11 protein-coding genes are annotated in these 12627 nt (G+C 44.2%); 3 read left to right on the top strand and 8 right to left on the bottom strand.

Annotated elements, in window-relative coordinates; translation table 11 throughout:
• Nucleotides 1-59: 59 nt before the first annotated feature.
• The 7 genes from HFD99_RS11410 to HFD99_RS11380 all read right to left on the bottom strand — a co-directional run bounded on the left by HFD99_RS11410 (nucleotide 60) and on the right by HFD99_RS11380 (nucleotide 6710).
• Entirely contained in the window at nucleotides 60-422 is a 363-nt protein-coding gene (locus tag HFD99_RS11410; protein ID WP_016819591.1) for a YmaF family protein, read from the bottom strand.
• Between the two features lie 254 nt (nucleotides 423-676).
• Complete coding sequence (sufB, locus tag HFD99_RS11405; RefSeq protein WP_016819590.1) at nucleotides 677-2074, bottom strand: Fe-S cluster assembly protein SufB; 1398 nt, start codon at nucleotides 2072-2074, stop codon at nucleotides 677-679.
• A gap of 30 nt (nucleotides 2075-2104) precedes the next feature.
• Entirely contained in the window at nucleotides 2105-2527 is a 423-nt protein-coding gene (gene sufU, locus HFD99_RS11400; protein ID WP_013309555.1) for a Fe-S cluster assembly sulfur transfer protein SufU, read from the bottom strand.
• Nucleotides 2517-3740 carry a cysteine desulfurase gene (locus HFD99_RS11395; protein WP_025364501.1) on the bottom strand — a complete coding sequence of 408 codons (1224 nt, stop codon included), beginning with the start codon at nucleotides 3738-3740 and terminating at the stop codon, nucleotides 2517-2519. The genes sufU and HFD99_RS11395 overlap by 11 nt, the downstream gene beginning before the upstream one ends.
• Nucleotides 3737-5041 (bottom strand): Fe-S cluster assembly protein SufD, encoded by a 1305-nt coding sequence (sufD, locus tag HFD99_RS11390; RefSeq protein ID WP_019686826.1) that lies wholly within the window; start codon nucleotides 5039-5041, stop codon nucleotides 3737-3739. Before sufD ends, HFD99_RS11395 begins: the two co-directional genes overlap by 4 nt.
• Before the next feature lie 23 nt (nucleotides 5042-5064).
• Nucleotides 5065-5847 carry a Fe-S cluster assembly ATPase SufC gene (sufC, locus tag HFD99_RS11385; protein WP_017425928.1) on the bottom strand — a complete coding sequence of 261 codons (783 nt, stop codon included), beginning with the start codon at nucleotides 5845-5847 and terminating at the stop codon, nucleotides 5065-5067.
• Nucleotides 5848-6239: 392 nt separating this feature from the next.
• The gene (locus HFD99_RS11380; RefSeq protein ID WP_013309551.1) at nucleotides 6240-6710 is read right to left on the bottom strand and encodes a Dps family protein; all 471 of its coding nucleotides are present in this window, start codon (nucleotides 6708-6710) and stop codon (nucleotides 6240-6242) included.
• A gap of 309 nt (nucleotides 6711-7019) precedes the next feature.
• On the opposite strand from HFD99_RS11380, the gene mtnK reads away from it, so the two are divergent.
• Nucleotides 7020-8252, top strand: coding sequence for an S-methyl-5-thioribose kinase (mtnK, locus tag HFD99_RS11375; RefSeq protein ID WP_025364500.1), 1233 nt, complete (start codon nucleotides 7020-7022; stop codon nucleotides 8250-8252).
• Nucleotides 8249-9358 (top strand): S-methyl-5-thioribose-1-phosphate isomerase, encoded by a 1110-nt coding sequence (mtnA, locus tag HFD99_RS11370; protein WP_090887731.1) that lies wholly within the window; start codon nucleotides 8249-8251, stop codon nucleotides 9356-9358. The genes mtnK and mtnA overlap by 4 nt, the downstream gene beginning before the upstream one ends.
• Before the next feature lie 152 nt (nucleotides 9359-9510).
• Here mtnA and HFD99_RS11365 read toward each other — a convergent pair whose 3' ends face one another.
• The gene (locus tag HFD99_RS11365; RefSeq protein ID WP_123797037.1) at nucleotides 9511-9813 is read right to left on the bottom strand and encodes a YunC family protein; all 303 of its coding nucleotides are present in this window, start codon (nucleotides 9811-9813) and stop codon (nucleotides 9511-9513) included.
• A 1108-nt stretch (nucleotides 9814-10921) separates the two neighbouring features.
• Here HFD99_RS11365 and HFD99_RS11355 point away from each other — a divergent pair.
• Complete coding sequence (locus HFD99_RS11355) at nucleotides 10922-12394, top strand: amidase family protein (RefSeq protein WP_123797035.1); 1473 nt, start codon at nucleotides 10922-10924, stop codon at nucleotides 12392-12394.
• Nucleotides 12395-12627 lie beyond the last annotated feature (233 nt).

Raw genomic sequence — 12627 nt, 5'->3', positions numbered from 1 at the left:
CTAGCAGGAGATCCGAGTCGGTACACAAACGGCCTCTGCTTCAGTCAAACCATCGTTCATTAAACAAGAGGTTCCTCAATCAATGTTGCGAAATTAAACTGGTGTACATGACCATCATTTAATGTAGTTTGGCCCGTAACGAAATGTACGTGTTTTCCATTTCCGACTGGAATAGCTGGTCCTGTTCTAATCCTTCTCAGATTATGAAAATGGTTCACAAAATCAGTTTTCGTAAGATCAATTTCGTGGACATGACTTCTTCCAACTCGAATCGCTTGCCCAGTAACACCTGCAAAGCGGTGGTTATGTCGGTCTGCGCCTGCTTCAGCCAGTTTGGTACTACCTTCAAATTCATGTACATGCCTCTGTGTCTGTTTAGCTGAGATTGTTTTCTTCTTGACTACAGGTTTATTCTTCTGCATCCGTTGCCTGCCTCCTTATGTTTATGTCGCTCACAACATCCTATTAAGCAAACATACATAAGTGCTAGGCAACTATTGCGGTCCTAACAATAAATTTTTGGTTTCACATGGCATTAGAAAAAAAGAAGAAGACGAACTTAAAAAGTTCGCCTTCTACATTAAAAGGAAATTCGAGTCGGCACAAAATCGGCATGACTCGGATTAAACAGCTTTAATTACCTCAAGTACCTTGTCTCACCAAGAGTTACCGCGTTTTAACCAATACTGCCTTCCATTTCGAACTTGATCAAGCGGTTCATTTCTACCGCATATTCCATCGGTAGTTCTTTGGTGAACGGCTCAATGAAGCCCATAACGATCATTTGTGTTGCCTCAGCTTCGGTCAGACCACGGCTCATCAGATAGAAGAGTTGATCTTCCGATACTTTGGACACCGTTGCTTCGTGCTCAAGTGTAATATCGTCATTCATGATCTCATTATAAGGAATAGTATCTGAAGTTGACTGATTATCCAAAATCAACGTATCACACTTAATATTCGATTTTGCACCTTGAGCCTGACGACCAAAGGAAGCTAATCCGCGATACGTTACTTTACCACCGTGCTTACTGATCGATTTGGATACAATGGTGGATGTAGTATCTGGTGCCAAGTGGATCATTTTCGCACCTGCATCCTGATGCTGGCCTTTGCCTGCAACAGCGATGGACAAGACCATCCCTTTCGCTCCACGACCTTTCAGTACAACGGCAGGATACTTCATTGTCAGCTTGGAACCGATGTTGCCATCAACCCATTCCATCGTTGCATTTTCTTCAGCAACCGCACGTTTAGTTACCAGGTTGTAAATGTTTGGTGCCCAGTTCTGAATCGTTGTGTAACGAACGCGTGCGTTTTTCTTACAAATAATTTCAACCACAGCACTATGCAGCGAGTTCGTGCTGTAAATTGGAGCTGTACAGCCTTCTACATAATGCACAAAGCTGTCTTCGTCAGCAATAATGAGCGTACGCTCAAATTGACCCATGTTTTCCGAGTTGATACGGAAGTAAGCCTGCAATGGAACTTCACATTTCACACCTTTAGGCACGTAGATAAAGCTACCGCCTGACCATACCGCACTGTTCAGGGCCGCAAACTTATTGTCCGCAGGAGGTACGACTGTGGCAAAATACTCTTTCAAAATCTCAGGATGCTCACGCAACGCTGTATCGGTATCCATGAAAATGACACCCTGCTCTTCCAGATCCTTTTGCATGCTGTGGTAGACAACCTCGGATTCATACTGCGCAGATACACCAGCCAAAAACTTTTGTTCCGCTTCAGGAATCCCCAGTTTATCAAAGGTTTCCTTAATTTCTGTAGGAACCTCTTCCCACGTTTTCCCTTGCTTCTCGGAAGGTCTTACATAGTACTGGATATCATCGAAATCCAGTTCATCCATGTCTCCGCCCCATTTTGGCATTGGCATTTTTTCAAATTGCTTCAATGCTTTCAGACGGAACTCCAACATCCAATCCGGTTCACCCTTAATTTTGGAGATTTCCTTTACAATTTCCGGAGTGAGACCCTTACCTGTTTGGAAAATGGACTTGTGCTCGTCACGAAAGCCATACTTATACTCTTCCATTTCCGGTGCTTTCTTGGCCATGTTTCTCAAACCTCCTCTGTTCTATTTAAATTATTTATCTTCGTCAATCCCTTTGCGCAGCGCGTTCCAAGCCAATGTCGCACATTTAATGCGAGCCGGGAACTTATTGACCCCTGACAAAGCTTCCAATTCTTCATAATCATCAAATTCGACCGCTTCGCCCTTCATCAGAGAGGAGAAGCGACTCGCCATATCCAAGGCCTGATCAATCGTTTTTCCTTTGACCGCTTCTGTCATCATCGAAGCCGAGGACATACTAATCGAGCAGCCTTCACCTGTAAAACGGGCATCCTCGACTACGCCGTCTTTCGTTTTGAGTTGAAGGGATATCCGGTCACCACACGTAGGATTATTCAAATCCACCGTAACAGCATCGTCCTCAAAACGTCCGCGATTGCGCGGATTTTTATAATGATCCATAATCACGCGTCGGTACAAGTCATCAAGTTGCATCGCCAAAATACTCCTTCGTTTGGATTAAGGCGCTGACCAGAGCGTCGATATCCTCTTCCGTGTTATAGAGGTAAAAGCTGGCACGTGCAGTTGCACTGGCTTTCAACCAGCGCATCAATGGCTGGCAGCAATGATGGCCCGCACGTATGGCCACCCCTTTGCTATCCAGTACAGTAGCTACATCATGCGGATGCACATCATCCAAGTTGAATGTTACAAGCCCGACATGACGTTCAGCAGGTCCATAGATCGTCAAACCCTCCACTTCACGGAGACGTTTGAGTGCATAATTCGTTAGACGGCTCTCATGCTGTGCAATGGCGTCTAGTCCGATGCTTTCCAGAAAATCAATGGCAGCTCCCAAGCCAACTGCCCCAGCAATAATCGGGGTGCCACCTTCGAATTTCCAAGGTAGCTCCTTCCATGTGGATTCATACAATCCCACATCGTCGATCATTTCACCGCCAAACTCAACGGGCTCCATGTTTTCCAGCAACGCCTTCTTGCCGTAGAGTGCACCAATTCCTGTAGGAGCACACATTTTGTGACCAGAGAAAGCATAAAAATCAGCATCTATGTCTTGCACGTCTACTTTCATATGTGGCGTACTTTGTGCACCGTCGACAACGATAACTGCACCTTTGCGATGTGCAATAGCAGCAATCTCTTTGACCGGATTCACAACGCCAAGCACATTGGAGACATGCGCAATCGCAACAATTTTTGTGTGTTCTGTGACGGTTTTCTCCACGTCTGCAAGATCAACGCTACCGTCCTCTTGAAGCGGAATATATTTTAAAGTCGCACCCGTGGCTTTGGCTACCTGTTGCCACGGAATCAGATTACTGTGATGTTCCATCGGAGTGATGACAATTTCATCACCCTCCTTACAGTTAGCTCTACCGTAAGAAGAAGCCACCAGATTCAGCGCGGTTGTTGTCCCGCGTGTAAAAATGATTTCCTGACTGCGCTTGGCATTCAGAAAACGGGCTACCTTCTCCCTCGCACCTTCATAAGCATCCGTAGCACGGCTACCCAAGGTATGCACACCACGGTGTACATTCGAATTATCAAACTCGTAATAATGCTTGATCGCCTCGATGACCGCTAGCGGCTTTTGCGAAGTGGCCGCATTATCCAAATAAACCAGCGGATGACCGTTAATCTCCTGATGTAAAATCGGGAATTGTTCACGGATCAATGCAGTGTTCATTGGCCTAACTTCCTTTCAACAAGGCTTTGCAGCTGATGTTGAAGTCCTTCGAGCGGAATTTCAGATACGACAGGTGCCAGGAAGCCATAAATAATCAATCGTTCAGCTTCTGCACGGCTAATTCCGCGGGACATCAAGTAATACACTTGCTCACGGTTAACCTGACCAACCGAGGCTGCGTGTCCAGCCGTTACATCATCTTCATCAATCAACAGGATCGGGTTAGCGTCACCACGTGCTTTCGGGCTGAGCATCAGTACACGCTCCGTTTGCTGACCGTCTGCTTTGGTAGCGCCTTTTTCAATTTTCGTAATTCCGTTAATGATGGAAGATGCTTCTTCACGCATAACTGCGCGTGTAATCATCTGACTAGCGGAATTTTTACCAAAATGCTGTGCTTGTGTCGTATAGTTCAGCTTTTGTGAACCAGAACCTACAGCAATAACCTTGGCATCCGAGTTGGAGCCATTGCCTTTGAGCACAGACATGGTATTGCTCGCTGTATTGCCGTTGTTCATTTCGCCTACAATCCATTCGATAGCAGCGTCATTTCCGAGCGTGGCACGACGAATGGAAATATCCGTTACTTGCTCTCCAAACTGATGCACTGTCGCGTAGCGTACTTTAGCGCCTGCATTCGCAACCACTTCTACCGCACCGTTATGAAGAACAGGTGCCGCCAGATCTGCAGATACATAGTTGTCTACGTACGTCACGGAACTATGGTTTTCAGCTATGAGCAGCACATGCGGCGCAAAAGTTGCAGTCGCATCATCCGTGAGGAACACAGCTTGAAGCGGTACGTTCAGTTCTACATTTTTAGGCACATAAGCAAATACTCCACCGTTCCAGAGTGCTGCATGCAATGCCGACAATGAATTTTCTTCAGCCTTAATAACAGTGTTCAGATGAGCTTTGACCAAATCAGCATGCTCTTTGACCGCCGTTTGCAAATCCGTGAAAATAACACCTTGCGCTGCCAGTTCCTCGCTCAGCTTCACGTATACCGCACCGGAGTTGCGCTGGATGATCAGACCGCCCTCCTGTTGTTCTTTGACCAGATCAGCAATGGCTGCAGGAACCTGACCTACAGATGCAATGACCTCGCTCAATTTATGTTGACCGTAGTCGTTTAAATTCCAACGTTCGATTTTTGTTTTTTCAAATACCGGAAGCTCCAGTTGGCCTGCAAGCTCAAGTGCTTTTTGTCTGTCTTCGACCAGCCAAGATGGCTCGCCATTACGTTCGGACAGAACACGCAGTTGCTCGGAATCTACCGGAAGGATTGTTTGTGTTGTCATCAGTTTTCCTCCTCGCTTCCGGCTTACGCCTCTTGTCCTACAGTTTCATCAACGATACCCAGCTCTTCCTTGATCCAGTCGTAACCGTCCGCTTCCAGACGCTCAGCAAGCTCAGGACCACCGGATTTAACGATACGTCCTTGCATCATTACGTGTACATAATCTGGTTTGATGTAGTTCAACAGACGTTGGTAGTGAGTAATCACAAGGAAGCCACGGTCTTCAGAACGCATAGCATTTACACCGTTAGCTACGATTCTCAAAGCATCGATATCCAGACCGGAGTCAATTTCGTCCAGAACGACAATTTTGGGATCAAGCATCATCATTTGCAGAATTTCATTCCGCTTTTTCTCACCACCGGAAAAACCTTCGTTCAGGTAACGGTGAGCAAACTCAGGATTCATTTCAAGCTCTTTCATTTTGCCTTCCATTTGGCGGATAAACTTAATCAGGGAAATCTCTTGTCCTTCTTCACGGCGCGCGTTGATAGCACTACGCAAAAAGTCGGAGTTTGTTACCCCTGCAATTTCACTTGGATACTGCATCGCCAGGAACAATCCTGCACGTGCACGCTCATCCACTTCCATATCCAGCACGTCTTCTCCATCCAAAGTTACTTTGCCATCTGTGACTTCATATTTAGGATGACCCATCAAAGCAGATGCGAGCGTACTTTTACCCGTTCCGTTAGGACCCATGATGGCGTGGATTTCTCCGCCCTTCATTTCGAGGTTAATCCCCTTCAAAATTTCTTTACCTTCAATGGTCGCTTTGAGACCTTCAATCTTAAAGTTTGTAGCCATATTCGCAATACCCTCCAAAAAATGTAGTGTGGTGTCGAAATCAGAAAGATATTTAAACAGGGGAGCCCCCTGATTTCAAGCAAATGTAATAATTAAAAATTTATTTATAATCATTCTAAACTGATTCTCAATGATTCTCAAGTTATTTTATAATAAATATCTTTAAGGGTGCAACCAACAGACGCACGTTATCCACCTTTCTTCATAAAATGTTCATCCTACCAATCACACAAATGGCAAAATACATCCTTCGAATGATTACATAGTTATAGTGTAGTACAAAAACCATGGGATACATAATCTCTTTTTTAGCCATAAAAACGCTACTGACAGCTTGACGTCAGTAGCGTTTTACATGTAAAGGGGTTATTTTAGTGCGAAAGCCTGATGAGTTAGCCCAAATAAGAGCGAAGCATCCACATGTGTTTCTCCAAATCTGCTTTGTAGCCGATCAACAAATCTGCAGTAGGCTGGTCGGAATTACTTTCCGCCAATTCGATACCTTCCTGAAACTCCTCACATACCGTCGCAAAATCCTCAATCAGGGTTTGCACCATTTTTGGAGCATCTTCATTACCGGTAGCCTCTTGAATTGAGGACAGCTCCAGGTATTCCTTCAATGTTGCGGAAGGAGAACCTTTCAAGGCAAGCAAGCGCTCGGCAATCTCATCCATTTTCAATGTCACTTCATTGTATAATTCTTCGAATTTAACATGGAGTGTATAAAAGCTGGAGCCTTTCACGTACCAGTGATAGTTATGAATTTTTACATATAACACATTGAGGTTAGCGACTTGACGGTTTAAAAGTTCCTCCACCGATTTGGTTTGCGTATTTTTCGAGTTACTTGTTGTTTTAGCCATCATAAATCCCTTCCTTTTTCATCAAATTGACTTTCAGAAGCGTTTACGTATTCATCACCGTCCCTGCTGACGGTAAGACGCCAGCGGGCATTTGAATATCACCTGCCGGACGTCTGTTTCATATTTACCCTTTCTATACAGAGACGAAACAAAAAGAAGAAGCCCACCTCTTCCAATCCATCATAAAAAAAATGTACAAAAATTCAGTGATTTTCGTTATACTTTCTCTATCCTATCAAAATACTTGGTTTAATATTGTGATGTTTTTTCTTACCATTTACATGTGCGCAATTTACGGAGGTGACCTCATTGTCCAAATATCATCCCTTAACGACCGAAGAAGCAATCGAATTCGTGAAGAACATTCCCGGATTTTTTAGCCAGGAAGCTCATCTGGAATGCCGAGAAATCGGCGATGGCAACTTAAATCTGGTTTTTCATATTACAGATTCCAAATCTAACAAGAGTATCATTGCCAAGCAGGCACTTCCCTATGTAAAAATTGTGGGTGAATCCTGGCCGTTGTCGCTGGATCGCGCCCGTATTGAACGCGAGGCACTTCAGCAGGAGCACCAGCTTTGCCCCGAATTGGTTCCTGCGGTACTAGGCTATGACGATGAGCTTGCGTTAACCGTGATGGAGGATCTTAGCTCACACACAATCATGCGCAAGGGACTAATTGAAGGCAACACATACCCTCTTTTTGCTAATCATATTGGGGAATTTCTGGCACGCACGCTCTTTTTCACCTCAGATTTGGGCATGAATCAGCAGGCTAAAAAAGAGCTGGTTAAACGCTTTATAAACCCTGAACTCTGCAAAATAACTGAGGATCTGATTTTGGATGAACCCTACCGATTTTCAGATAATAACAACTATGGTATGTACATTGAAGACGAAGCAGAGGCACTCCGTACAGATCAGATCCTTCATCTGGAAGTAGCTTTGCTGCGAGAAAAGTTTATGACACGAACAGAAGCACTGCTACACGGCGACCTCCATACAGGTAGTATTTTTGTAACAGCTGAATCGACTAAAGTCATTGATCCTGAATTTGCCTATTACGGCCCCATGGGGTTTGATATCGGAGCGGTCATCGCCAATCTGCTGTTGAACTACGCAGCACAGCCCGGATGGACTTCTAGCGAGACGGCGCTAAAGGAACGACGTGACTGGCTCCTGGAGACCGTCATTCAAGTATGGGAGCAGTTTGAGAGCAGGTTTCGTACACTGTGGAACGAGCACGTCACCGATCATTTGGCACGTACACCCGGATATCAGGACTTATACCTCCAGAAAGTACTGCAAGATACGATTGGCTTTGCAGGGTGCAAAGTGATCCGCCGGATCATCAGCCTGTCGCATGTGGCGGATATCGATACCATTGCCGATCCTGATATCAAGGAAGCTGCGGAACGTCTCGCGTTATCGATCGGAAAAGCCTTGGTTCTCCGCAATCGCGAGCTTCATTCGATCCGGGAACTAGAAGACATTGTTCGGACAGCAACAGCGACCCAAAATAAAGGAGCATCACGCATATGAGTGAAAATAAAGAATCTCTTCCCGCATCCTCCCATGAAGCAACTGTGTCTGGACAGGCTCTAACTTCACTGGTGTGGAAGGGAAACCACTTGTCCATGCTGGATCAGCGTCTACTGCCCGAAAAGATAGTCATGCTGGATTTATTCACCACCGAAGAAGTGTGGGATGGCATCCATGCCATGAAGGTACGGGGCGCCCCCGCCATCGGGATGGCCGCAGCCTACGGTGTGGTGCTGGGGGCTACCTCCTATCGCGGCAATGACGCTGCTGAGTGGCTGGAGCATGTACACGCGGTGTGCAGACATTTGGCTACCTCACGGCCGACTGCCGTAAATCTGTTCTGGGCTCTGGACCGCATGAAGAAGCGAGCCGGCGAACTCGTCACAGAGGCTGAGGTGGGCCAGATCGAAGACTGGAATGCAGGGCTGGAGCGTGAAGCTATAGCCATTCAGGCAGAGGATGAAGAAGTTTGCCGCCTAATCGGCATCCATGCTTTACCTCTGTTCAAGGATGGGATGGGCGTACTCACTCATTGCAACGCAGGCGGCTTGGCAACAGCGAAATACGGAACAGCGCTCGCGCCTATGTATTTGGCTCAGGAAAACGGAATCCACCTGAAAGTATTTGCTGACGAAACCCGCCCCGTATTGCAGGGTGCGCGTCTGACCGCCTTTGAGCTTCAGCAGGCAGGCATAGATGTCACCCTGCTCTGTGACAATATGGCAGGCATGGTGATGTCTAAAGGATGGGTGCAAGCTGTCATTGTCGGTACAGACAGAGTCGCCGCTAATGGGGATGTGGCCAACAAAATCGGCACCTATAGCCTGGCAGTGTTGGCGAAGGCGCATGGTATACCTTTTTACGTTGCTTCGCCACTATCTACCATTGATTTACAGACCGCTACAGGCGCAGATATTCCGATTGAGGAGCGTTCTGCGGAGGAAGTTACCGAGAGCTTTGGCAAAAGAACTGCCCCACAAGGTATCAAAGTCTACAACCCGGCTTTCGACGTTACACCACATGAGTACATTACCGCCATCATTACCGAAAAAGGAATTGTCCAAGCCCCCTTTAGCGAGAACCTTACCGCTTTGTTTGCCGATTAATTGTTCTTGCAGGTTATACACTTCGTATATAATTCAAATAGTTCCACTCGATAGAATGAAAAATTTCACAGAAAAAACCGGAGCTGTAGCGCCCGGTTTTTTCTGTGAAATTTTTCTTTTTTGCTTTTATCCAACAACTATTACTAGGCTTCTTACACCAGTTTCAATAATGCTTCATAGCCTGGCATCCCTGGCTTAATTCCAAGTTGCTCAGCTTCCGTCGTCACTGACTCCATTGGTGCTTCCAACAGTTCCTTTAGTGTTTTTACCCCTACAGCACGTGCGGCCAGAATTTTCCGATCCGCCAGTCGTTCATTGAGCAATCCGACATCCAGCGCACCACACATGATGTAACCACGGGAGTTGGAGATCGTCAACAGCGTTGTTTTAGGCAGTTTGACCTCGACTCCGGTAAATGTATGCTCACCCACTTGAATGGGTTCCATGTGTATCATGGTTATTACATGCACCTCCTCTTTGTTCATCCGGGATATTTTATGCGGCATTTGCAGGTGGGTGTGGACACCCGTGGATACATTCAAAATTTTAGGAGGATGATGTATGTACAGCAAAACAGGCGACATTAAAAAGACTAGACGAATCGTTCCATCTAGTCTCTATGATCATCGTTAATGTTCTAGCTCTGTGCTTTATTCACACTTCTTTAAGTACTGTGGCGGTACAAAGTCGGCAAGCCAAACACCATGGTTGGCTTTATAAAACTTCACTTGATTAGCTAATGCCTTTGCTGTGTCGACTTCGAGGATCACGAGTTGAAAGTTACTTCGTTTAACTAACCGTGTAATTGAAGATTCTCCTTTTTAACATCGTCTCTTAATTCTAGGGTAGATGAGAATTTTCCTTTTATCAGATGGATTGCTATGAAAAAAAGCCTACTCTCATTTTATTATCAAAGGAGCAAGCTTGGTTCATATTATTGAATTACTTTATGATTCAAATGTCATCTTATCGGGAAATATCCCCCCTTCTTTAACGAAGCAACGTGCCATCCGCTGTGCAGCCCTATCAAAATAAAATTTATTTGAATGACTCGGATCTGGTAAAGGTTCAATTTCAGAGAATAACTTAGTCTCTTTGTTCAATTGAATTTTCCCCATAATGTGTTCATTAGGGCCATATCTATAAATAACTACATTCTCATCTTCATGTTCTTTTAAAAAGTAAAACAAATGCTCCCATTATAAAATCTCCTCTACTCTATTTCCCATGGACGACCCGACCTTACCGCAGCTTTATGAGCAGTCTCATAGTCTGTTTTAAATATACCCTCAAATCTGGATTCAAACAATTCATGGTTAAGCAAATCTATATCTTTTTCTGTTTGTAATCCTTTTTTGTAATCTGTCCCATACTTGAGCTATTTCGTAATCAGAGTTATCACATATACCGTAGGCACTTCCATAGACCGACTATAAGCAGAATATGAAGCGATAACGGTTATAGCAGGGAGTTCCAACATATGGTAGTATAGAAGATAGTATACAAAGCATAGATTTCATGTGATTTCTAATAGAAAAGTTCATCATTGGAAGGAGCAACTAAATGGAACCTAATTTTAAACTTAAGAATCTAAATGGTGAGGAAGTAACCATTTTTGAATTGCAAGAAGCAATGGGAAAAGGGGAGGTTACTTCTAGGGAACTTGTTATGTACTACATGTATCGTATTGCAACACACGACCAGAGTGGTCAAAATATAAATTCTATAATGGAAATCAACCCAGATGCGATTTTTATTGCAGAAGCCCTAGACAAAGAAAGAAAAACAAGAGGAATTAGAGGGTATTTACATGGTATACCTGTTTTGTTGAAAGAAAATATTGAAACAAAGGACAAAATGCGGACGAGTGCAGGAGCGTTGGCACTGGAAAACAACATTAGCGAAACGGATGCCTTTCTTGTAAAAAAACTTAGAGAAGCTGGAGCCATTATCCTTGGAAAAACAAACATGACTGAATTGGCAAACGGCGTATCCTCAAAAATGTGGGCAGGTTACAGTTCTAAAGGCGGACAAGTATTAAATCCATACGGTGACTTTTTCGTGGGTGGGTCAAGTTCTGGTTCTGCTGTAGCTGTGGCGTCAAATTTTACAAGTGTTGCAGTTGGAACGGAAACTTCAGCATCAATTTTAAGTCCAGCTATTCAAAACTCGATTGTTGGTATAAAGCCTACAGTTGGGCTTATAAGTCGTACAGGTATAATACCTTATTCCTATTCTCAAGATACCGCTGGAGCAATTGCAAGGACCGTATCAGATGCGTCAATCTTACTTAGTGTACTTGCAGGTAAAGACGATAATGACCCTGCTACATGGAAAAATGATGATACGATTGACTATTCAACTTACTTAGACAAGAATGGCTTAGAAGGGGCGAAAATTGGGGTTTATAGAGATGTACCATTAGAGCAATTTCGTGACCCTGACGAATATGATAAAATATTATTTAATAATACTGTAGAGGAACTAACAAAAGCGGGAGCAATCGTCATTGAAGACATTGAAATGCCAGCCTTCGATAGGAAATGGAATTGGAACAAGTTGAATAACGAATTTAAGCATGGTCTTGATAACTTTCTCCGAAACCTTCCACAAAGTATGCCTGTACATACATTTAGTGAATTGGTTGAGTGGAACGAAAAAAACTCCGAGAAGGCTTTGAAATATGGACAAGATTTACTGAAGAACCGTCAACATTTAGTGAATCCATTGAAGAATCCGAACTATATATTAGAATCTTTAACTGATTTATATTATTCCCAGAATGAAGGCATAGATTATGCCATAGCGAAATACGGATTGGATGCAATTATGTTTCCATCATATGTGGGAGCAGAAATTTGTGCAAGGGCAGGGTATCCATCAGTAGCTGTTCCCGCTGGCTTCAAAGACAACGGCAGACCATTTGGAGTTACGTTTGCAGGAAAGGCATTTAGTGAACCTATGCTAATTCGTATAGCATTTGCATATGAACAACGAACAAAACATAGAAAAAAGCCGTTACTCAGTTATAAGTAAAAGAGAAGTTCCATGCAAAGAAACCACTCCATTGTAAGGAGTGGCTTTGTCTTTATATAGAGGTATATTTTGTGGTCAAATTGTACTTTGTGTTTAAATACACTACGGTACGGTGAACCGTATCATATATTCAAATATCATGGCTACGCCATACTGCCCGTTAGAATTCCTGTAAAACGAATAATCTGGTCTTTGCACAAAAACGAGCGCCTCGGTACGATGGGGTTACGTCA

This window comes from Paenibacillus sp. EKM301P (assembly GCF_011800295.1).
GTDB lineage: Bacteria > Bacillota > Bacilli > Paenibacillales > Paenibacillaceae > Paenibacillus > Paenibacillus polymyxa.
The sequence above is the reverse complement of the archived record's forward strand: the minus strand, read 5'-3'. Positions and strand labels throughout refer to the sequence as shown.